General features: G+C 63.7%; 16 protein-coding genes, 1 tRNA gene and 1 pseudogene. 9 read left to right on the plus strand and 9 right to left on the minus strand.

Going from position 1 to position 21,501, the window contains the following annotated elements; all coding sequences use genetic code 11:
• Positions 1-72: 72 nt before the first annotated feature.
• From DQ230_RS06595 to DQ230_RS06605, 3 genes are all read right to left on the minus strand, one after another.
• Positions 73-3,645 carry a hydantoinase B/oxoprolinase family protein gene (locus DQ230_RS06595; RefSeq protein WP_113911777.1) on the minus strand — a complete coding sequence of 1,191 codons (3,573 nt, stop codon included), beginning with the start codon at positions 3,643-3,645 and terminating at the stop codon, positions 73-75.
• An 87-nt stretch (positions 3,646-3,732) separates the two neighbouring features.
• Positions 3,733-4,578, minus strand: coding sequence for an EamA family transporter (locus DQ230_RS06600; RefSeq protein WP_113911778.1), 846 nt, complete (start codon positions 4,576-4,578; stop codon positions 3,733-3,735).
• A 46-nt stretch (positions 4,579-4,624) separates the two neighbouring features.
• Positions 4,625-6,163 (minus strand): trimethylamine methyltransferase family protein, encoded by a 1,539-nt coding sequence (locus DQ230_RS06605; protein WP_113911779.1) that lies wholly within the window; start codon positions 6,161-6,163, stop codon positions 4,625-4,627.
• Between the two features lie 328 nt (positions 6,164-6,491).
• Between DQ230_RS06605 and cysS the strand changes: the two genes are divergently transcribed.
• The 5 genes from cysS to DQ230_RS06630 all read left to right on the plus strand — a co-directional run bounded on the left by cysS (position 6,492) and on the right by DQ230_RS06630 (position 12,956).
• The gene (gene cysS / locus DQ230_RS06610; RefSeq protein ID WP_113911780.1) at positions 6,492-7,889 is read left to right on the plus strand and encodes a cysteine--tRNA ligase; all 1,398 of its coding nucleotides are present in this window, start codon (positions 6,492-6,494) and stop codon (positions 7,887-7,889) included.
• A 349-nt stretch (positions 7,890-8,238) separates the two neighbouring features.
• On the plus strand, positions 8,239-9,849 hold the full coding sequence (gene cimA / locus DQ230_RS06615; protein ID WP_113911781.1) for a citramalate synthase: 1,611 nt from the start codon (positions 8,239-8,241) through the stop codon (positions 9,847-9,849).
• Entirely contained in the window at positions 9,842-10,621 is a 780-nt protein-coding gene (locus DQ230_RS06620; protein ID WP_113911782.1) for a squalene/phytoene synthase family protein, read from the plus strand. Before cimA ends, DQ230_RS06620 begins: the two co-directional genes overlap by 8 nt.
• Before the next feature lie 214 nt (positions 10,622-10,835).
• Complete coding sequence (gene cobA, locus DQ230_RS06625; protein ID WP_113911783.1) at positions 10,836-11,687, plus strand: uroporphyrinogen-III C-methyltransferase; 852 nt, start codon at positions 10,836-10,838, stop codon at positions 11,685-11,687.
• Positions 11,688-11,735: 48 nt separating this feature from the next.
• Entirely contained in the window at positions 11,736-12,956 is a 1,221-nt protein-coding gene (locus DQ230_RS06630) for an MFS transporter (RefSeq protein ID WP_113911784.1), read from the plus strand.
• 22 nt (positions 12,957-12,978) lie between these two features.
• Here the strand turns inward: DQ230_RS06630 and DQ230_RS06635 are convergent, their stop codons facing one another.
• From DQ230_RS06635 to DQ230_RS06645, 3 genes are read right to left on the minus strand one after another with little or no spacing between them, the layout of a single operon-like run.
• Positions 12,979-13,647 (minus strand): alpha/beta hydrolase, encoded by a 669-nt coding sequence (locus DQ230_RS06635; protein WP_113911785.1) that lies wholly within the window; start codon positions 13,645-13,647, stop codon positions 12,979-12,981.
• Complete coding sequence (locus DQ230_RS06640) at positions 13,644-14,285, minus strand: DNA-3-methyladenine glycosylase family protein (protein ID WP_113911786.1); 642 nt, start codon at positions 14,283-14,285, stop codon at positions 13,644-13,646. The genes DQ230_RS06635 and DQ230_RS06640 overlap by 4 nt, the downstream gene beginning before the upstream one ends.
• On the minus strand, positions 14,267-14,992 hold the full coding sequence (locus tag DQ230_RS06645; protein WP_113911787.1) for a precorrin-6A/cobalt-precorrin-6A reductase: 726 nt from the start codon (positions 14,990-14,992) through the stop codon (positions 14,267-14,269). Before DQ230_RS06645 ends, DQ230_RS06640 begins: the two co-directional genes overlap by 19 nt.
• A gap of 169 nt (positions 14,993-15,161) precedes the next feature.
• Here DQ230_RS06645 and DQ230_RS06650 point away from each other — a divergent pair.
• Positions 15,162-15,432, plus strand: a pseudogene (locus DQ230_RS06650) (TFIIB-type zinc ribbon-containing protein).
• Between the two features lie 77 nt (positions 15,433-15,509).
• On the opposite strand, the gene DQ230_RS06655 reads toward DQ230_RS06650, so the two are convergent.
• Positions 15,510-15,695 carry a PLDc N-terminal domain-containing protein gene (locus tag DQ230_RS06655; RefSeq protein ID WP_113911788.1) on the minus strand — a complete coding sequence of 62 codons (186 nt, stop codon included), beginning with the start codon at positions 15,693-15,695 and terminating at the stop codon, positions 15,510-15,512.
• Between the two features lie 80 nt (positions 15,696-15,775).
• Positions 15,776-17,974: an excinuclease ABC subunit UvrB gene (gene uvrB / locus DQ230_RS06660; protein ID WP_113911789.1), complete on the minus strand. Its 2,199-nt coding sequence runs from the start codon at positions 17,972-17,974 to the stop codon at positions 15,776-15,778.
• Positions 17,975-18,132: 158 nt separating this feature from the next.
• Between uvrB and DQ230_RS06665 the strand changes: the two genes are divergently transcribed.
• The 3 genes from DQ230_RS06665 to DQ230_RS06675 all read left to right on the plus strand — a co-directional run bounded on the left by DQ230_RS06665 (position 18,133) and on the right by DQ230_RS06675 (position 20,619).
• On the plus strand, positions 18,133-19,008 hold the full coding sequence (locus DQ230_RS06665) for a hypothetical protein (protein WP_113911808.1): 876 nt from the start codon (positions 18,133-18,135) through the stop codon (positions 19,006-19,008).
• A gap of 45 nt (positions 19,009-19,053) precedes the next feature.
• Positions 19,054-19,129 (plus strand) — tRNA-Thr (locus DQ230_RS06670).
• Positions 19,130-19,230: 101 nt separating this feature from the next.
• Positions 19,231-20,619 (plus strand): tyrosine-type recombinase/integrase, encoded by a 1,389-nt coding sequence (locus DQ230_RS06675; protein WP_113911790.1) that lies wholly within the window; start codon positions 19,231-19,233, stop codon positions 20,617-20,619.
• 53 nt (positions 20,620-20,672) lie between these two features.
• On the opposite strand, the gene DQ230_RS06680 is transcribed toward DQ230_RS06675, so the two are convergent.
• On the minus strand, positions 20,673-21,501 hold an 829-nt coding region (locus tag DQ230_RS06680), incomplete at its 5' end, for a type I restriction endonuclease subunit R (RefSeq protein ID WP_162497383.1).

The following is a 21,501-nucleotide window of genomic DNA, read 5'->3' on the forward strand; positions in this document are numbered from 1 at the left end:
GGCCTTAGCCCGCCGCGCGCCGCAGCAAAAGGGCCGTAAGGGTGGGCGTCGCGACCCCTGTTGCGCGCGGCACTAACGGCCATAGCCGCCGCCGCCCGGTGTTTTCATCACGAACACATCACCGGCGCTCAGCTGCGCCTCGTCATTGCCTGAGAGCTGCCGGGTTGTGCCATCCGCGCGCGCGATGCTGTTTTCGCCCAACGCGCCGGGGCCACCGCCCGCCGCGCCATGGGGCGGCACGATCCGGTGCGACGACAGGACGGTGACGGTCATCGGCTCCAGAAACCGCAGGCGCCGGATGATGCCGTTGCCGCCCGTGTATGCACCAGCGCCGCCCGAGCCGTGGCGGATGGAAAATTCATCGACCCGGACGGGAAAGCGCGACTCCAGCACTTCGGGGTCGGTCATGCGGGTATTCGTCATATGGCTGTGCACCGCGTCGGTGCCGTCAAACCCGTCGCCGGCGCCGGTGCCGCCGCAGATCGTTTCGTAATTCTGATGCACGTCGTTGCCATAGACAAAATTGTTCATCGTCCCCTGACTGCCCGCGATCACCCCCAGCGCCCCGTAAAGCGTATCGGCAATCGCCTGACTGACCTCGGTATTGCCCGAAATCACCGCTGCGGGCGCGCGCGGGTTGATCATGCTGCCCTCGGGCACCACCAGATCCAGCGGTTTCAGGCAGCCCTCGTTCATCGGAATGTCACTGCCCACCAGCGTTCGGAACACATACAGCACCACGGCGCGGCAGATCGCCAGGGGCGCGTTATAGTTGAATTCGCTCTGCGCGGATGTGCCGGTGAAATCAATCTTGGCCCGCCGGCTTGCCTTGTCCACGGTGATGGACACCTTGATCTGCGCGCCGCTGTCCAGCGGATAGGTAAACTGGCAATCATGCAGCACGTCCAGAACGCGGCGCACGCTTTCCTCGGCGTTGTCCTGCACATGGGTCATGTAGGCATGCACGGCGTCCAGCCCGAATTGCCGCGTGATTTTCTGCAATTCCTCCACGCCGGTTGCATTGGCGGCGATCTGCGCGGCCAGATCGGCCATGTTCTGGTCGATATTGCGGCACGGATAAGGGCCGGAGGCCAGCAAATCGCGCGCCTGAGCGTCCTGCAACTGCCCCTCGGCCACCAGCAGGAAATTGTCGATCAGCACGCCTTCCTCGGTGATGCTGCGGCTGTCGGGGGGGGACGATCCGGGCGTCTTGCCGCCGATATCGGCGTGATGGCCCCGGCTGGCGACGGTATAGATGATGTGCGTGCCGCCCTCGTCAAACACCGGGGTGATGACGGTCACATCGGGCAGGTGGGTGCCGCCATTATAGGGGTTGTTCATCATGAACACGTCACCGGGGCGGATTTTCCCGGCGTTCTGGCGCAGCACCGTGCGGACGCTTTCGGACATTGACCCCAGATGCACAGGAACATGCGGCGCGTTGGCCACCAGATCGCCCGCCGCGTCGAAAATGGCGCAGGAAAAATCATAGCGTTCCTTGATGTTCACCGAATAGGCGGTGTTCGCCAGCGTCGCGCCCATCTGGTCAGCGATGGACATGAAGAGGTTGTTGAACACCTCCAGCATGACCGGGTCCACCTGCGTGCCGATCGCCTCCTGCCGGGGCAGGGGGATGGTGCGGCGCAGGATCAGGTTGCCCCCGGCAGCACATTCGGCGGCCCAGCCATGTTCCAGCACGGTGGTTCCCGTCGGCTCCGTCAGGATCGCCGGGCCTTGCAGGGTGTCGCCCCTGGCCATTGTGGTGCGGTCCACCACCGGCACGTCGCACATTGCGCCGCCCGACCACATCGGCGCGGTCTGGCCCGCCTCTGCCCCGCCGCCGGTATCGGGCAGAGGCGCGCCCTCGCCGGTGGCGCCGATGGCCTCGGCGGTCAGAACGTCGATCAGCAGCTTTGCCCCCTTGGGAACAAAGCCGAAGCGTTGCTGATGCGCGGCCTCGAACGCCTGCGTCATGTCGGAGGGTGATCCGAAAGGCACCTCCAGCGTCTGCTGCGCACCGTCAGGGCGGATATGGGCCATTTTGGCGACGGTGATCTGCGCCTCGGGGATGCCTTGGCCGGCAACCTCGTTCACCGCGTCCTCGACCAGCGCGGTGAGGGCTTCTTCCGCCTCGGCCAGCGCGTCAAACCCCTTGCCGAATTGATGCTCGCGCATCGCGCGCACATCGGCCAGCCCCATGCCAAAAGCCGACAGAACGCCGGCGAAGGGGTGAATGAACACGGTCGTCATGCCCAGCGCATCGGCCACAAGGCAGGCATGCTGCCCGCCCGCGCCGCCAAAGCAGTTCATTGTGTATTTGGTCACGTCATAGCCGCGCTGCACGCTGATCTTCTTGATCGCGTTGGCCATGTTTTCCACGGCGATGCGCAGAAATCCTTCGGCAATCTCCTGAACCGACCGGTCGCCGCCAATCTGCTGCGCCATGTCGTCGAATTTCGCGCGCACGGCTTCTACATCCAGCGGCTGATCGGCTTCGGGGCCGAATACCGGCGGAAACAGATCCGGCTGAAGCTTGCCCAGCAGCACGTTGCAATCGGTCACCGTCAGCGGCCCGCCGCGCCGGTAGGCGGTGGGCCCGGGGTTGGCGCCGGCACTATCGGGGCCGACCTGCATCCGCCCGTCGCGGTAGGACAGGATCGACCCGCCCCCCGCCGCAACCGTGTGAATCGACATCATCGGCGCGCGCATTCGCACGCCCGCGACTTCGGTCTCGAAGCTGCGCTCGAATTCGCCGGCATAATGGCACACATCGGTCGAGGTGCCGCCCATGTCAAAGCCGATCAGCCGCTCATACCCCAGTTCGGCGGCGGTGCGCACCATGCCCACCACCCCGCCTGCGGGGCCTGACAGGATCGCATCGCGCCCCTCGAACAGCGCCGCATCGGTCAGCCCGCCGCTGGAGCGCATGAACATCAGCCGCTCGCACCCGCCGCTGCCCGCGCCCAGCGCATCCGCCACCTGCCGCACATAGCGGCGCAGGATGGGCGACAGGTAGGCATCGACCACCGCCGTATCGCCGCGCGCGACCAGCTTGATCAGCGGGCTGGCCTCGTGGCTGAGCGATACCTGGCTAAACCCCGCCTCCGCCGCGATCCGGCCCAATGCCTTTTCGTCCGAAGGAAAGCGGTAACTATGCATCAGCGCAATCGCGACCGAACGATAGCCTTTGGCATGGGCGGCAATCAGCGCCTCCCGAACGGGGCCGGGATCAAGCGGCGCGATGACCTCGCCATCCGCCGCGATGCGTGCATCCACCTCGATCACGTCCTCATACAGCAATTCGGGCAGCTGGATGTTCAGATCAAACAGGCGTGGCCGGTTCTGATAGCCGATGCGCAGCAGATCGCGCAGGCCCTTGGTGATCAAGAGCAGCGTTCGCTCGCCCTTGCGCTCCAGCAGGGCGTTGGTGGCGACGGTCGTGCCCATCTTGACCGCGCCGATCTGGCCGGGCGGGATGGGATCATCCGCACCCAGCCCCAGCAATGTGCGGATCCCGTGAACGGCGGCGTCGGGGTAGATCTCGGGGTTGTCCGACAGCAGCTTGTGGGTGCGCAGCGCGCCCTCCGGCGTCTTGGCGACGATATCGGTAAACGTGCCGCCGCGATCAACCCAGAATTGCCACATCGGATGTCTCTCCTTGCTATGCGAGCGCGAATGACGCCTGCCGGCCCGACCCTAATGAAACGCAGGCGGCCCCTGCAAGGGCCGCTGTCAGCGGCTAAAGCGCAGCAGCATCGCGCCCGACAGGGTCGCGGCGGTCGAAAACAGCTTGGCCAGGTCCAGCCGTTCCTTCATCACCACGACCCCGATCAGCAGGGCAAACACGATGCTGGTCTCGCGCAGCGCCGTGACCAGCGCGATGGGCGCCTGGGTAAAGGCCCAGGTCACCACCGAATACGCCACATAGGACGCAGGCCCGCCCACCAGAAGCGGCAGGCGCCCCTGCCGCGCGATCCGCCGCAGCGTTCCGGGCCTGCGCGCCACCAGATACAGCGCCATCAGCACCGCATTGATCAGCGCCATCCACGAAAAATACGCCACAGCCGAGCCGGACAGCCGCGCACCCAGCCCGTCAACCAGCGAATATGACGCGATGAACAGCCCTGTTGTCAGCGCCAGCGCGGCCGCGTTCGGATTGCGCTGGCCATCGCTGCGCCGCACAATCGCAAGGCTGAGGATGCCGATACCGATGATGGCGATGGCCAGAACCTCCATCCGTTCCAGATGGACGCCCAGAACCAGCATCGAAAACAGCGCCACTATCAGCGGCGCGGATCCGCGCGCGATGGGATAGACCTGGGTCAGGTCGCCCGTCTGATAGGCGCGCATCAGGAATATCTGGTATCCGACATGCAGCGTGATGCCGCCCAGCAGAAAGGGCAGGCATTCCGCCGCCGGCAGCGGCACGAAAAACAGCGCCAGCAGGGCCAGCGGCGCGTGGCCGATGACGACGGCGCCCATCGCCACCAGCTTGTCCGCGCCGCCCTTGACCAATGCGTTCCAGCCGGCGTGCAGGATGGCCGCGCCCAGAACCGCGACAAAAACTGTGGTGCTCATCGCGCGCCCCTTGGTTGCTACGCGGGCAACCTACGCCGGGGGCGTGTCAGGTTGGAAGGTGAATCTTGAACGCCTGCCGAATCGCCTGATCCACGTCTGACGCGAACCGCGCAGCGGACGGTTCCGACAGGATCGCCTCCTTGCGCCGGGTTGCATCCGTGTTCAGGTCCGGCTTGCCGTCCTCGTCCCATGCCTTGGGGCTCATCCGGTTGCCGATCTTGGGGTACTGATAATCGGACTGCATCCGCGCCAGCGTCTGCGCCGTGCCCAGATAGTGACCGGGGCCATCAATGCACACCTCGCGGATCTGCTCCAGCGCCAGCGTCTCGTCATCCACCTCGATGCCGCGCACACAGCGCTGGGCGTGGCCGATCAGATCATCCCCAAGGATCAGCGATTCAAGGCAGAACCCCAGCAAGGAGGCGTGCATGCCCGCGGCCTCATAGACCATGTTCAGCCCCGACAGCCCCGCCATGACGTTCGAGCACATCGCCTCCCACCCGGCCTGCATGTCGGGCAGTTTGGCATCGGTGATGCCCGCCGCCGCGCCGCCGGGCAGATTATAGAACCGGTGCATCTGCGCGCAGCCTGCCGTCAGCAAAGCCTGCTCGCCCGAGCCGCCGGTCATCGCGCCGGTGCGCAGATCCAGCCCGAAGGGCCAGGTGCCAAAGATCGCCGGATGGCCCGGCTTCACCGCGTTCACGTAAACCAGCCCGGCAAGGCATTCCGCCGTCGCCTGCACGATGGCCCCCGCAATGGTCGAGGGCGCGGTTGCGCCCGCCATACCGGCGCTCAGCAGCAGCACGGGCATGCCGCCCATGATGACCTCCTCCATCACCTCGCAGGATTCGGTGGCGAATTTCATCGGCGGCACGACGAAGCAGTTCGAGTTCGACACGAAAGGCCGCTCGCGCCATGCCGCCTCGCTGCCTGCGATCATGTGCAGCATTTTCAGGCCCTCGCGGGCAAAGGCGCGCTCGGTAAAGGACACGCCGACATGTTTGGTCGTGCCGGCGCAGCAGGCGTAGATGGTGTTCAGGTCCATTTCCATGTTGTCGGGAATGTCGCGGCAGACCATGGGGCGCTGGACGAAATGGATATTGTCCAGAGTGTCGGCAATCCGCGCCGCATCATGCAAGTCCTGCACCGTGCATTCGCGGTAATTGCGCCCGTCCACGTCCACCATATGCACAGCGGCGCCCGCCGTGCCGTAATGCACGCGGCTGCCCGATAGCTGCATGTCATGCTGCGGATCGCGGCCAAACAGGGTGACGCTGCGGTTCGCCTTGGCAATGGTCTCCTCGATCAGCGCGCGGGGAAACCGGATGCGCCCGTCATCGCCCAGGATCGCGCCCGCGCCGGTCAGGTATTCTACGCCGCTGGGCGGCGCGTCGGCCAGGCCGATCTGTTCCAGCGCGTCCAGCGCGGTGTGGTGGATGCGCAGCACCTCGGCATCGGTCAGCGGGCTGTAGCGCCCGCCCTCCATGCCGGGGCGGACCGAGCGCATGTTGGCAAGGATCGGGGCGGAGCGTTCGGCGCGCCGCGCGGCGCGTCCACCGGTGCGGCGGGGGGGAATTGCGTTCATGTCAGGGGCTCGCTTGCAAAATGCTGAGGGGGGTAGGCGGCGTCAGATACCGCGCCCCGGCCCACCGCGTGCGGCACGCCCCCTTGCGGCACCGATGGTGCGCACGACAAGGGCAATTTTGCTGAATGGCGTCATGGCCACCTCTCCCTGTTATCAGGCGATGACGCCACACAAACAGGGGCCTGTCTGTCCTGATTGCGACTTGTGTCGTTTTCAGACCGCCATCCCGGCCCCTACCGGCCCTGTCCACAAGGCGCGGCGATCTGGGCTATTCCATTAAAGGGCCGAAATTGCTAAGCCCGCCGCAACCATCCCCCCGCGAGGCCCCATGACCAAGATCAAGCTGCACAACACCAAAACCCGCCGCAAGGAGGAGTTCACCCCCCTCGATCCGGAAAACGTGCGGATGTATGTCTGCGGGCCTACCGTTTACGACCGCGCGCATCTGGGCAATGCGCGCCCGGTGGTGGTGTTCGACGTGCTCTACCGCCTCTTGCGTCATGTCTATGGCAAGGACGCCGTGACCTACGTGCGCAACTTCACCGACGTCGACGACAAGATCAACACGCGCGCGGCCGAGTCCGGCCGCCCCATCGGGGACATCACCAACGAGACGATCCAGTGGTTTCTGGACGACATGGGCAGCCTCGGCGCGCTGGAGCCGGACCAGATGCCCCGCGCGACGCAGTTTATCCCGCAAATGGTGGCAATGATCGAGGATCTGATCGCCAAGGGCCACGCCTACGCCGCCGAGGGCCACGTGCTGTTCGCCGTCGAAAGCTATACCGAATACGGCGCCCTGTCGGGCCGCAGCATCGACGACATGATCGCCGGCGCGCGGGTCGAGGTGGCCCCCTACAAGCGTAACCCGATGGATTTCGTCCTGTGGAAGCCGTCCAGCGGCGATCAGCCCGGCTGGGACTCGCCCTGGGGCTGGGGCCGCCCCGGCTGGCATATCGAATGTTCCGCGATGTCGTATGAGTTGCTGGGTGCCAGCTTTGACATCCACGGCGGCGGCAACGACCTGATGTTCCCGCACCACGAGAACGAAATCGCCCAAAGCTGCTGCGCCCATCCGGGCAGCGGGTTCGCGCAGGTCTGGATGCATAACGAGATGTTGCAGGTCGAGGGCAAGAAGATGTCCAAATCGCTGGGCAATTTTTTCACCGTGCGCGATCTGCTGGATCAGGGCGTGCCGGGCGAGGTGATCCGGTTTGTGTTTTTAAGCACGCATTACAGGAAGCCGATGGATTGGACGGCGGAGAAATCGGTCGAAGCCCAATCCCGAATCCACGGCTTCATTGAGCATATTGCTCAATACGGAAATCTGGATAACGCCAGTCGTCTTGAGCCAGAAACCGCAATCATTGATGCACTCTGTGACGATTTGAATACTCATGCGGCAATCAACTGCCTCAGCAAATTGAACGGTTCAGGCGATGCTGATAAATTGGCCCGAAACGTAGTCTTCTTGGGTATTTTTGACGATAAACAATTAGCGACCCGCGTGGCAAAGCATCGTGACGCCCATATTACTTTAGCAGCTATCGCAAAAGATCTTCAAGCCAAGCGATTTGAGGCGAAAGATAGCAAGGATTTTACCGAAGTTGACCGGATAAAGCATATTCTGACGTTGGCAAACGTCAGTGTTAGAATGAACAAGGACGAGGTCCTTCTGACTCCAGAAGTTGGTTTCGACCCCTCCAAACTGGGCGCCCTCAAATGACCGCGCCATCAGCCACCAAGGGCGGCCCCCGGCCGAGGGTGGGGGCAAAGCCCCCGCCCGTGGGGGCGGTCTGGGGCTGCCCGTGGTTCCCACGGGCGGGGCGCTCGAAGCCGAGCGTGCGCCTGACAACCCCGGATGTAGCCAACGACCGCCAAGTGACCGCGCAGCGCCCGACCGCGGGGGGGCGCTGCTGCCCGGTGAACAATGTGCTTTATGGTGCAAGTGCATCGAACGGTCCCGCAGTGGTCGGACGTTGCGAAAGCGCCCGCCCGGGGGGCGGTCGGGCGCTGCGCGGCGGCGCGCCACGGCGCGCCTTGGTTCCGCGCGGGCAGATCGCCGGTGTTGCGCCATGACCCGCGCCCGCCTTACCCTCTATGACACCACCCTGCGCGATGGCCAGCAAACGCAAGGCGTTCAATTCTCCACCGCCGAAAAACAGCGCATTGCCCAAATGCTGGACGCGCTCGGCGTCGATTATATCGAGGGCGGCTGGCCCGGCGCCAACCCGACTGACAGCGCGTTTTTCGATGCCGCGCCGAAAACCCGCGCGACGATGACCGCTTTCGGTATGACCAAACGCACAGGTCGCAGCGCCGAAAATGATGACGTGCTGGCCGCCGTGATGAACGCCGGCACGCCCGCCGTCTGCCTGGTTGGCAAGGCGCATGATTTCCACGTGACCCGCGCCCTGGGCATCACCTTGGCGGAAAATACTCAAAATATCGCCGCCTCGGTCGCGCATCTCGTGGCAGAGGGGCGCGAGGCTCTGCTGGACGCCGAGCATTTCTTTGACGGCTACAAGGCGAACCCGGCCTACGCGCTGGAGGTGTGCCGCGCCGCGCTGGATGCAGGTGCGCGCTGGATCGTGCTGTGCGACACCAACGGCGGCACGCTACCGTCCGAGATAGGCCGCATCACGGCCGAGGTGATCGCGGCGGGCATCCCCGGCGACCGGCTGGGCATCCACACCCATAACGACACGGAAAATGCCGTAGCGGGCGCGCTGGCTGCCGTTGATGCAGGCGCGCGCCAAATTCAGGGCACGCTGAACGGGCTGGGCGAGCGCTGCGGCAATGCGAACCTTACATCGCTGATCCCGACGCTGCTGCTCAAGGAACCCTACGCCGGCACATATGAAACCGGCGTCACGCTGGGCGCGCTGGAGGATCTCAGCCGGATCAGTCGCAAGCTGGATGATATCCTGAACCGCGTGCCGATGCGGCAGGCCGCCTATGTCGGCGCGTCGGCCTTTGCGCACAAGGCCGGGCTGCATGCCAGCGCGATCCTGAAAGACCCCTCGACGTATGAGCATATCGACCCCGCCCAGGTCGGCAATACGCGCATCATCCCGATGTCCAATCAGGCTGGCCAGTCGAACCTGCGCCGCCGCCTGTCCGAGGCGGGGATCGACGTCGCACCCGGCGATCCGGCGCTGGCGCTGATCCTTGACCAGATCAAGGAGCGCGAGGCGCTGGGCTATACCTACGACAGCGCGCAGGCCAGTTTCGAGCTGCTGGCGCGGCGCGCGCTGGGCATCCTGCCCGAGTTTTTCGAGGTCAAGCGCTACAAGGTCACGGTCGAGCGGCGCAAGAACAAGCGCAACCAGATGGTCAGCCTGTCCGAGGCGGTCGTCGTGGTGAAGGTCGACGGCGAGAAAAAGCTGTCTGTCAGCGAATCGATGGACGAGACGGGCAGCGACCGCGGCCCGGTCAACGCGCTGTCCAAGGCACTGGCCAAGGATCTGGGCCGCTATCAAAGTGGCATCGACGACATGCGCCTTGTCGATTTCAAGGTGCGCATCACCCAAGGCGGGACAGAGGCGGTGACCCGCGTCATCATCGACAGCGAGGACGGGCAGGGCAATCGGTGGTCCACCGTCGGCGTCAGCGCCAACATTGTCGATGCGTCCTTTGACGCGCTGCTGGATGCGATCAACTGGAAGCTGCTGCAATATGCCTGAGCTGAGCCAGGACCTGATCGGCTGTGCCGGCATCGTCGAGCGCGGTGATCCTGACCGGTTCCGTGCGGCGATGGCCGCCCCGGTGGCGGCGCGCCCGGTGCTGTTTGCGATTTATGCCTTCAACGTCGAGGTGTCGCGCGCGCCGTGGATGACGCAGGAATCGATCATTGCCGAAATGCGCCTGCAATGGTGGCGCGATGCGCTGGACGAGATTGCCCAAGGCGGCACCGTGCGCCGGCACGAGGTGGTCACGCCGCTGGCCGGGATGTTGGACGCCGAGGGTGCCGCACTGCTGGATTCGCTGATTGTCGCGCGGCAGTGGGATATCTACCGCGACCCGTTCGAGGATGACGCGCATCTGACGGATTATCTGGAAAAAACCAGCGGCAACCTGATGCTGGCCGCCGCCCGCGCGCTGGGCGCGGTTGAGGCGTCCGTCATCATGGATGCGGGCTATGCCGCCGGGGTTGCCAACTGGCTGCGCGCGATCCCGGCGCTGGAGGATGCGGGGCGCATACCGCTGCTGGACGGCCGGCCCGAAGGCATCAGGGCGCTTGCCGAAACCGGGCTGCGACGCCTTCGCGCGGCGCGCGTGGGGCGGTCTGGCGTCAGCGCCGCGGCGCGGCCCGCGCTGCTGGCAGCGTGGCAGGCCGACAGCGTCCTGCGCCGCGCGGTGGCGCATCCCGAACGCGCCGCGCAAGGCGGGCTGGAGTCATCGCCGATTCGGTCCAGTCTGACGCTTTTGGGTCGGTCCATCGCCGGACGATGGTAGGAACAGTATTGCGGATGCTGCGCAGCATTTCGCATCAAATTAGAATTCTGTTCTGTCATTTGTGATTTCTCGGAATGAACTGCCGATTGCGCCGGGGTCGCGCGAACGTTTCCGCCCATGAAGCCGCCCGCCGGTGAACCATGTTTCGGCGCATTGGTCGCATCGGCCTGCGCGCCCACTATGCAAGGGCTGCGTGCTGCGCAATATGGCTTCCATGTTGGATCAACTCCCCCTCCCGCCACATCAGTGGCCCTCGTTCCAGCCCGGATGGGTCTGGCTGTGCGGTGCCGGCCCCGGTGATCCGGGCCTTCTGACCATCCACGCGCTGAATGCGCTGCGGCAGGCCGATGTCGTGGTCTACGACGCGCTGGTGCAGGAGTGCATCCTGGACTGGGCGCCACAGGCGGAAAAGGTCTATGTCGGCAAACGCGGCGGCAAACCGTCGGCACTGCAACGCGACATTTCCCTGCAACTGGTCGATCTGGCCCGCGCGGGCAAGCGGGTGCTGCGGCTGAAGGGCGGCGATCCGTTCGTCTTTGGCCGGGGCGGGGAAGAGGCGCAGACGCTGGTGCAGCACGGTGTGCCGGTGCGCATCATTCCGGGCATCACGGCGGGCATCGGCGGGCTGGCCTATGCGGGCATTCCGGTGACGCACCGCGACGTGAACCAGTCGGTGACCTTTGTCACCGGGCATGACCATACCGGCGGCCTCACCGCGTCGCTGGACTGGAAGGCGCTGGCGCATGGTAGCCAGCTGCTGGTGATCTACATGGGCATGAAACATGCCGCGCAAATCTCCGCCTCCCTGATCGCCAATGGCCGCGACCCGGCCGAGCCGTGCGCGGTGGTCTGCAACGCCACCACGCCCCGGCAGCAAGTGATCGAGACGACGCTGGCCGACATGCCCGCCGATATCGCGGCCAGCGGGCTGGAGCCGCCCGCGCTGCTGTGCATCGGCAAATCGGTGCTGATGCGGCAGGTGCTGGACTGGCAGGGTCAGATTGAGGGGCAGCCGGTGCGCGATATGGACCCGCTGGGCAGGGATATGGTGGCCGCGGTCGCCTGACGCCATGGCGCTTGCCAAGGGGGGCGAACCTGACTAGCACTCTGCGGCATGACAGATGCCGCCGCCACCGACCCCGCCCTTGCCCGCCGCAACGTGACCGTACTGGTCATTGCGCACGGATTTCTGGGCGCGCAGATGCCGATGATCTTTGTCGTCGGCGGGCTCGCGGGGACGGGGCTGGCGAGCAACCCGTGCTGGGCGACGCTGCCGATTTCGATGATCATCATCGGGTCGATGCTGTCGGCGACGCCGATTTCGGCGATCATGCAGAAATACGGGCGCCGCACGGGGTTTTTCATTGGGACCATGGGCGGCGCATTGGGCGGCGCGGTGGGCGCCTACGGCCTATATGCCGCGTCATTCCCGCTGTTCCTGCTGGGCAGCCTGCTGACCGGCGTTTACATGAGCGCGCAAGGTTTCTACCGCTTTGCCGCTGCCGATACCGCCAGCGATGCGTTCCGCCCCAAGGCGATTTCCTATGTGCTGGCCGGGGGTCTTGCCAGCGCCATCATCGGGCCGCAACTGGTCAAGGTGACGGCGGATGCGATGGTGGTGCCGTTTCTGGGCACCTATCTGGCCGTTATCGTGCTGAACATCGTCGGATCGGTGCTGTTTTTGTTCCTGAACATTCCCAAACCGCCCCTGCCCAGCGTTGATGCCCCGCGTGGCCGCACCCGGCTGGAGCTGCTGAAGACGCCGCGCATCGCCGTCGCGGTGATTTGCGCGATGGTATCCTATGCGCTGATGAACCTTGTGATGACGTCAACGCCGCTGGCGGTTGTCGGCTGCGGCTTTGACAAGGCAAGCGCGGCGGATGTGGTGACGGCGCATGTGCTGGCGATGTATATCCCGTCGTTTTTCACCGGCCATCTGATCGCCCGGTTCGGGGTCGAGAGGATTCTGGGCGCCGGGATTGCGATCCTTGCCGGCGCCGGCGTGGTCGCCATTCAGGGCGTTGATCTGGAGAATTTTTACATCGCATTGGTGCTGCTGGGCATCGGCTGGAACTTCGGCTTTATCGGCGCCACCTCGATGCTGGCCAGCGCGCACGCACCGCACGAACGGGGGCGCATGCAGGGGCTGAACGATCTGCTGGTGTTTGGCGGCGTCACGGTTGCATCGCTGGCATCGGGCGGGTTGATGAACTGTTCGGGCGGCGGCGCCGAGGCTGGCTGGATGGCGGTCAACATCGCCATGGCGCCGTTTCTGGTGTTGGCCGGCGGCGCGCTGATCTGGCTGGTGATGCGGCCCAAGGATGATATGGCCTGAGCCGCCGGGGCGGCGTGGGACGTTACCCCAGCCCCAGCTTGTCCGCCATAAACGCCAGCGCCACTTCCAGCCCGTCAGGGGCGATTCCGTGGCCGGTGCCCTTCATCACATGGGCGTAGACATCCTTCCAACCTGCCGATTGCAGCGCCTCGGCGGCTTCGGGCAGGGATTGCGCCGGGACCACCTCATCGGCGTCCCCATGCACCAGCAGGATCGGCGGGCGGCTGACCGCCTCGTCCGCCAGCAGATCGGGGCGCAGCAGGCGGCCTGAAAATGCAACGATGCCCGCCACCTCATCCTCGCGCCGGGGCGCGACATGCAGCGCCATCATGGTGCCCTGGGAAAAGCCGAACAGCACCACCTGTTCGGGCAGCACGTCCTCGTCCACCATCAGCGCATCCAGAAACGCGTTCAGATCGTCCGATGCGGCCAGCAGCCCGCGCTCGGCCTCTTCTTCGCTGCTGCCGTCGATCCACGGGATCGGGAACCACTGGAATCCGTTCGGCATCCCCGGCACGGTTTCGGGGGCGTCGGGCGCGACGAACAGCGTGTCGGGCAGGTGCGGCGCCAGCGGATCGGCAAGGCCCAGCAGGTCAGGCCCATTGGCGCCGTAGCCATGCAGGAACACAACGATGGATCTGGTTTCACCCGAAACAGGCTCTTTGCGGCCCGAGTTCAATACGCGCGTCATCTGATGCCTTCCCTTTGTTTGCAGGTCCGGTAGTAGGCCCAAAGCAGGCGGGCGGCAACCGATCTGTAGGGGCGCCATGCGCTGGCGATATCGCGCATCGCGCGTTCCCTTGGCCGCTCGGGCAGGGCGTACAGGATGCGCGCCGCCTCTTGCAGGGCCAGATCGCCATGGGCGAACACATCGGCATGACCAAGGCTGAACATCGCATAGATTTCGGCGGTCCATGTGCCGATGCCGGGCACCTGCGTCAACGTCTTGATAACCTCGTCGCTGGTGGCGGTGCGCAGCGCGTCAAAGTCGATGCCGACGCGGGCCAGTTCCTGCGCATAGCGGATCTTCTGGCGGCTGAGGCCGGCGGCGCGCAGCCCGTCTTCGCCAGCGGCAAGGACAGACGCGGGGGCGGTCAGCCCCGCCGCCTGCATCCGGCCCCAGATCGCATTGGCCGAGGCCACGCTGACCTGCTGGCTGACAATGGCCGACAGCAGTTCGGCAAAGCCGCCGGGTTTGCGGCGCAGGGGCAGCGGGCCGGTCTGGGCATAGGCGTGTGCCATGCGGGGGCATGCCGCACAGAGGGCGGCAGCGCCTGCGGCGACATCGGCGGGGGTTTCGATGATATGCGTCACAGCGCCTGCGCCCATTTCAGCGCCTCCGCAACTGTTGCAACGCGCGGTGCATCGGGCGGGGCGGGACGGTCTATCATCAGCACGTTCAGCCCCAGCTGGCGCGCCGCCGTCAGCTTGGTCTCGGCACGGGTGCTGCCGGTGTTGCGCAGCACCAGCCAGTCAATGCCAAGGCGCCGGAACAGGGTGGTTTCATCCTCTACCGAAAAGGGGGGCTGCTGGATCAGGTATTCGCCGCCCGCAAAGGGAAACGGCGCATCCGGCGCGCCGATCTGGCGGCAATAGACATGCGCGGCCCCAATCGCGGCGAAATGCGTCAGGCAATCGCGCCCTGTCGCGGCGAAGATGGTGGCGCCCGGCGGTATATGCCGCGCGGCATCTGCTTCGCTGGCCACATGGGTCCAGCGGTCACCGGGGCGGGGGCGCCATTCGGGCCGCCATAGCAGGCAGTAGGGCAGGCCATGCGCGCCGCAATGCTGGCTGGCGCGGTGGATCGTATCAGTGGCAAACGGGTGCGATGCGTCCAGAACGGCGCCGATGCGCGGATTGCGCAAGCAATCGGCCAATGCGCCGCGTGCGGGATCACCCGGCCAGTCGTTCTCAGACCAGTCGCGGCCAAGGCGCCCGTCACCGGGCAGCCAGACGGTGAAATCGGCGCCGCCGGTTTGCAAGGCGCCTGCGATCTGCCGCGCCTCTCCGGTGCCGGCCATAAGCAGCAGGGTCACGGGGCGCATCCTTGGGCGCGGTGCAGGGCGGCGGGGCATGTCATGCGGCGCAGGTTAGCGGCACCGCAGGGCGGCGCCAATCGCCAAAAACGCGAAATATCGCAAGCCCTGCATTGCGGTGCGGCCCCTGCCTTCCCACATAAAATCTGCAACACAGGAGGAGAGAGCGATGAAATGTCCCGTTGATGGCGCGGAACTGGTAATGTCGGATCGGGCGGGGGTCGAAATCGACTATTGCCCGCAATGTCGCGGGGGTCTGGCTGGATCGGGGCGAGCTGGACAAGATCATCGAACGCTCGGCTGTCGAGGCGCCGCCACCTGCGCCGGATCGCGGTTACGACGACCGCGGCGCGCGCGGGCCTTCGGACCGGGAATATGATGACCGGCCTCGCAAACGCAAAAAGCGCGGCGGATTTCTGGAAGATTTGTTCGACTTCTGATCGAACGGACATTTACCGATTGGCAATAATAAAGAGCGGGCGCAATGGCCCGCTCTTTTCTCGTGGTATTGCCGATTTTACACGCGCGCCGATGCGCCGCGCGGACCTGCGATAAGCCAGGCGATAAAGCCCAGAACCGGCAGGATCAGAATGACCAGCGTCCAGATCACCTTGGCCAGTGTCGAGGCGGCTGACGTGAGGGTCTGGTAGATTGCGTAAATATCCAGAACCAGAATGATAATGCCGAAAATGCCATATTCCATAGCGTGTCTCCCGTGATGAACCATTGGGTGTGCAACGCGGATATCTGGCAAAGGGTTCCGGCGGCGCGGCGCGCTGTCTGCTATCTTTTGCGCCGCTTCACGTTGCCGCCACGTTGTCCGGGCTTGCCGGCGGTGGACCTGCCACGCGATTTCGACCCGGCAGCCACCGCTTCTTCAACGGCTGACTGGCGGGCCAGCGGATCGTCCGAGATGGCCAGATCGACCGCCTCCAGCCGCTTGACCTCGTCGCGCAGGCGGGCGGCCTCCTCAAACTCAAGGTTCTCGGCGGCCTTGCGCATGTCCACGCGCAGCGCGTCCAGGTGGGCAGTCAGGTTGGCGCCGTGCATCGGCTTGTCGATCTTGGCTGTGACGCGGCTCATGTCCACGTCGCCCTTGTAAAGACCGGCCAGAATATCCTCGACGTTCTTCTTGACCGTGGCGGGGGTGATGCCGTGTTTTTCGTTATAGGCGATCTGTTTTTCGCGGCGGCGATCCGTCTCGCTCATCGCGCGTTCCATGGAGCCGGTGATGCGGTCGGCATACATGATCACCCGGCCATCGGCGTTACGCGCGGCGCGGCCGATGGTCTGGATCAGCGAGGTTTCGGAGCGCAGGAAGCCTTCCTTGTCCGCGTCCAGAATGGCAACCAGACCGCATTCGGGAATATCCAGCCCCTCGCGCAAAAGGTTGATGCCGATCAGCACGTCAAAGGCGCCCAGACGCAGATCGCGCAGGATCTCGATCCGCTCGATCGTGTCGATTTCCGAGTGCATGTAGCGCACCTTGATGCCCTGCTCGTGCATGTATTCGGTCAGATCCTCGGCCATGCGTTTCGTCAGGGTGGTGACCAGCGTGCGGAATCCATCGGCGGTCACGCGGCGCACCTCGTCGATCAGATCGTCGACCTGGGTTTCCACCGGCCGGATTTCGATTGCCGGATCCAAGAGGCCGGTGGGGCGGATCACCTGTTCGGTGAAAACACCGCCGGTCTGCTCGATCTCCCATTTCGCGGGGGTCGCGCTGACGAACACCGACTGCGGGCGCATCGCGTCCCATTCCTCAAATTTCAGGGGGCGGTTATCCATGCAGGAGGGCAGGCGGAATCCATGTTCGGCCAGCGTGAATTTGCGGCGGTAGTCGCCCTTGTACATCGCGCCGATCTGCGGGACGGAGACGTGGGATTCGTCCGCGAAAACGATGGCGTTATCGGGAATGAATTCAAACAGCGTCGGGGGCGGCTCGCCCGGTGCGCGGCCCGTCAGGTAGCGCGAATAGTTCTCGATCCCGTTGCAGACGCCGGTTGCCTCCAGCATTTCCAGATCGAAATTGGTGCGCTGCTCCAGCCGCTGCGCCTCCAGCAGTTTGCCCTCGCCGACCAGCTGATCCAGACGCACGCGCAGCTCTTTCTTGATGCCCAGAATGGCCTGCTGCATGGTGGGTTTGGGCGTGACGTAGTGGCTGTTGGCGTAGATGCGGATTTTCTCGAACGTGCCGGTTTTCTCGCCCGTCAGGGGGTCAAATTCGGTGATCCCCTCCAATTCGTTGCCGAAGAAGGACAAACGCCAGGCGCGGTCCTCAAGGTGGGCCGGAAACACCTCCAAACTGTCGCCGCGCACCCGGAAACTGCCGCGCTGAAACGCGGCATCGTTGCGCTTGTATTGCTGCGCCACCAGATCGGCCATCACCTGCCGCTGGTCGTAGTCGGTGCCCACGGTCAGATCCTGCGTCATTGCGCCGTAGGTTTCCACGCTGCCGATGCCATAGATGCAGGACACCGACGCGATGATGATCACATCGTCCCTCTCCAGCAGCGCGCGCGTGGCCGAGTGGCGCATGCGGTCGATCTGCTCGTTGATCTGGGATTCCTTCTCGATGAAGGTATCGCTGCGCGCGACATAGGCTTCGGGCTGATAATAGTCGTAGTAGCTGACGAAATATTCGACCGCGTTATTGGGGAAAAACCCTTTGAATTCGCCGAAAAGCTGCGCTGCCAGCGTCTTGTTCGGGGCCAGGATGATGGCGGGGCGCTGCGTCGCCTCGATCACCTTGGCCATGGTGTAGGTCTTGCCCGTGCCGGTGGCGCCCAGCAGCACCTGATCGCGGTCGCCGTCCAGAATCGACCGGCTGATTTCGGCAATCGCCGTCGGCTGGTCGCCCGCGGGCGAGAATTCCGTCACCAGCTCGAACGCTTTGCCGCCCTCCAGCTTGGGCCGCTCGCGCACATCGGGCGCGGGATTGGCCAGAACGGGGGGCTGGCTGTCGGAATGGGCGTAAGGCATTGTCGGGGACTCCTTCGGGCCTGCCACATTTGATGCTTTTTTCGCAGGGTTCAACCCATGGCCCCGGACGCGGCGCCGTTGATAAGCGGTTTATCTGCGCCACAAAGGCACTTATACATGGGGCCAAACCCGTCACCCCTTATCCGGACCGTCATACCATGCAGCTCGTTCTTCACGCAGGCGCCCATATCACCGATGAGGACCGGCTGGTGAAATGCCTGACCGCCAATCGGGACATGCTCACGCAGCGCGGCACGCAGGTGCCCTACCCAAAGGATTACCGCAAATTGCTGCGCGACATCCTGCACGCCGCTGCGCAGGGCGCCATTGCCCCCGACACGCGCGACGTGGTGATGGACGCGATGGGGTTCGAGCAGCGGCCAGACCGTTTGATCCTGTCCAATCCCGGCTTTTTCGGCACGCCCAAGATGGCGGCCTCGGGCGGCGCATTCTACACCTCGGCCCCACGCCGCACGCAGATGTTCCGCGAGATTTTCGCCGAAGACGAGATCGAGATGTTCTTTGCAATCTGCAACCCGGCAACCTTTCTGCCGGCGATTCTGGCGCAGACGAAATATGACAGCATGACCGGCTATCTCGGCGGCACCGATCCCGCCGAAATGCGCTGGTCCGACATGATTGCGCAGGTCCGCAGCACCGTTCCGGACATCCCGATCACCGTCTGGTGCAACGAGGATACGCCGCTGATCTGGGGCCAGATCCTGCGCGACATGGCGGGCGTGGATCACACCGTCCCGCTGGAAGGCGAGCATGACCTTCTGGCCGAGATCATGACCCCCGTCGGCATGACCCGGCTACAGACATACCTGGCAGACCACCCCGGCATGACCGAAGCGCAGACGCGCCGGGTGATATCGGCCTTTCTGGATAAATACGCCGACGAAAGCGTGATCGAGGAAGAGGTGGACCTGCCCGGCTGGACCGAAGATCTGGTCGACGATCTGAGCGACCTTTACGACGAGGATGTCGCCCGGATCGGGGAAATTTCAGGAATTACGCTTCTTACCCCATAAGCCCACTTGCCAACGCCTCCGCGCCCTGCTAATTGGCGCGTCGTTGCCCCTATAGCTCAGCTGGTAGAGCAACTGATTTGTAATCAGTAGGTCCGCGGTTCGAGTCCGTGTGGGGGCACCATTGGATTTCTCAGAAATCTAAGTTTCGTTGGCTTTCAGGCTCTTAGCTCCTTGTGATGTTGCGATTTCGCACACATTATCGCACACAGGACGCTCACATTCATGGCCATCACGATGAAGCTCAAGCATCTCATTGCCCTCAAGAACGGCTCGATCAAGTTCCGGCGTCGTCTCCCTGTTGATGTCTATCAGGCGTCCGGGAAGCAGTTCTTCGAGATCACGATGAAAAACTCCGACACGGCGACTGTCGATTTCCACAAAGAATTTGAAGCCCTCATGCGCGAATGGCAGGCCTTGGTTGACACCTACAGGGCGCGAAAGGGTGCCGACGTGAGGTCACCCGAGGAACGCTACAAGGACGCCCTCAGGCAGCGCACAGAGTTTCTGACCGGGGTGACCGGTCTGGACGAGTGGGAGGCACGAGACCTCATTCTTGAGCAAATGGGACCGAAGATGGACCCCTTGGTCCGTAGCGTCCTAATCAATCCAGAGGCCGGACCCCCTGCGTTTACGCTTGAAGATGCCCGCAACAAGTATGTGAAGGACAAGGGCATCGCGGCCAACATCAAGAAAATGCAGCGCCTAGACCGAGCTTACGAGCGCCTCACGCAAGCCGGGTTGAACGCCAAGGAGCTTGCGCTCGTTGATCTCAGGAAAGCTCATGGGCAGGCTTGGCTGGACGCTCTGAAGGCATATCGTAACGAGAACACCGGAAAACCCTATGCGGTCGACACGATGCAAAGGATGACCACCGATCTGAAGGCGATAGTTAACCACGCCATCTCGTTTGTAGACTTCGACAAGCCTGTCACCAACCCGTTTATGAGGCTCCCCTTTCCCGAAAAAGACCAGCTAAAGGCAGTCGAGGTTGTCACTTCCATGCCCGACAAGATACTGTCGGACATCACGGCTCGAATTGACGAGCGTTCGCGCATACCCGAACTAGCGACCCTCTGGCGTTTGCTTGTGGTTACCGGATGCAGGCTTTCGGAAATCGGTTTTCTCCAAATGAAAGACGTCGACCTCGAAGGTTCCCAGACCGGTGGCATTCCTGTCGTGCATATCAGACCAAACGAGTTCCGCCGCATCAAGGACTTGGGCGGAATGCGGACCCTGCCGTTGACCGGAGAGGGTCTTGATGCCGCTCGAAAACACATCGCCCAGCGCCGCTCTGAAGGTGCATCCCTGCACGATGCCGTCTTCCCCGCCTACGCCAAGGTGAAGAACAACGAGAACGCGACCGCGACGGCAGCCGCCAACCTCTCCAAGACACTTATGAAACATGTCCGCGCGGTGGCCACTGACGATAGGCTGGTAGTTCACAGTCTGCGCCATAGACTGCTCGACAAGCTGCGTGATGCAGGTGCTTCCGAAGCCGTCCGAGACCCATTCGCGGGTCACTCTCCGAGGTCGACCGGCGACAAGACCTACGGCAGCGTTGAGGCGCGTGTGAGAGAGCTTCACAGGTGGATCGAAAAGGCCGCGCCCTGATATAATGGTGAGGGGCGCTTAGAATCGGCGTAGAGCGCATCCTCAGTGCAGCCTTAACCGCCTTGCGCTTGCCTTTGCGCCCGCTTGAAGAAGTGCCGCGTAGCCTGTTCACGGGCGTCTTTGTCAGTCATGACCACACTGCGCATTTCGTTGTCCTGCTGGAACATCCTGACCATGCCCTGAAAGAAGGCCTGCGAGAACGCGTTGTAAACGACGTCTGCGGGGTTGTTGCGCATCATGTCGAGCATATCGTCGTCAAGGATTTCGCGGTTCACCCTCTCGAAGCGCAGGAAGTCCTCCCGGCTAAAGTTTGTGCCGTGACGCTCATTGAACGAGTCGATGATCGCGGAAAGCGACTTCTCTTCCTCTTCGGTGTAGGGGTTGGCACCGAACTCGGAAATCGGGACGAGTTTCTTGGTTTCACCGGCCACGAGGGAGGCATTGCCTTGTTCGCCTTGTTGAAGCCGGAATGCCGAGAGGGTCAGCATGTCGTCCGTGATCGTGATGTCTGCAGGAACGTCCCGTGAAGGCAAAAGACGGGACAGCCAAGCAGTATAGGCGTAGAGCTTTTCCAGCCACGCGTCATTGAGAAACGCAACCTGCGCGACGAAGGCGTAGAACCGTTGAAAGCTCTTCAAGAGCTGCCGGAACTCTTCTTGTTGCGCCTCGTCCTCATCCAGATTGAAACGCTCGACGGCCAGCCTGACGGTGCCTTCCAGTTCAAGCCTGTCATGGCTGGTCAGATCGCCCTTGAATGTGAATCGGCATGCAAAATTGACCCACTTGGGTGGGTTATGAGCGAGTAAAATTGACCCACCTGCGACGTTAGCATCCGCGCCGAATAGCGCGGAGGAATGAGCAGGTGATATTGATGGAAAGTGT

The organism is Roseovarius dicentrarchi (genome assembly GCF_003316635.1).
GTDB lineage: Bacteria > Pseudomonadota > Alphaproteobacteria > Rhodobacterales > Rhodobacteraceae > Roseovarius > Roseovarius dicentrarchi.

Bases quoted from the DNA above. Each gene is read 5' to 3' on its own strand.
- DQ230_RS06595 (WP_113911777.1), bottom strand. From the start codon at position 3,645: ATGTGGCAATTCTGGGTTGATCGCGGCGGCACGTTTACCGATATCGTC.
- DQ230_RS06600 (WP_113911778.1), bottom strand. From the start codon at position 4,578: ATGAGCACCACAGTTTTTGTCGCGGTTCTGGGCGCGGCCATCCTGCAC.
- DQ230_RS06605 (WP_113911779.1), bottom strand. From the start codon at position 6,163: ATGAACGCAATTCCCCCCCGCCGCACCGGTGGACGCGCCGCGCGGCGC.
- cysS (WP_113911780.1), top strand. From the start codon at position 6,492: ATGACCAAGATCAAGCTGCACAACACCAAAACCCGCCGCAAGGAGGAG.
- cimA (WP_113911781.1), top strand. From the start codon at position 8,239: ATGACCCGCGCCCGCCTTACCCTCTATGACACCACCCTGCGCGATGGC.
- DQ230_RS06620 (WP_113911782.1), top strand. From the start codon at position 9,842: ATGCCTGAGCTGAGCCAGGACCTGATCGGCTGTGCCGGCATCGTCGAG.
- cobA (WP_113911783.1), top strand. From the start codon at position 10,836: ATGTTGGATCAACTCCCCCTCCCGCCACATCAGTGGCCCTCGTTCCAG.
- DQ230_RS06630 (WP_113911784.1), top strand. From the start codon at position 11,736: ATGACAGATGCCGCCGCCACCGACCCCGCCCTTGCCCGCCGCAACGTG.
- DQ230_RS06635 (WP_113911785.1), bottom strand. From the start codon at position 13,647: ATGACGCGCGTATTGAACTCGGGCCGCAAAGAGCCTGTTTCGGGTGAA.
- DQ230_RS06640 (WP_113911786.1), bottom strand. From the start codon at position 14,285: ATGGGCGCAGGCGCTGTGACGCATATCATCGAAACCCCCGCCGATGTC.
- DQ230_RS06655 (WP_113911788.1), bottom strand. From the start codon at position 15,695: ATGGAATATGGCATTTTCGGCATTATCATTCTGGTTCTGGATATTTAC.
- uvrB (WP_113911789.1), bottom strand. From the start codon at position 17,974: ATGCCTTACGCCCATTCCGACAGCCAGCCCCCCGTTCTGGCCAATCCC.
- DQ230_RS06665 (WP_113911808.1), top strand. From the start codon at position 18,133: ATGCAGCTCGTTCTTCACGCAGGCGCCCATATCACCGATGAGGACCGG.
- DQ230_RS06675 (WP_113911790.1), top strand. From the start codon at position 19,231: ATGGCCATCACGATGAAGCTCAAGCATCTCATTGCCCTCAAGAACGGC.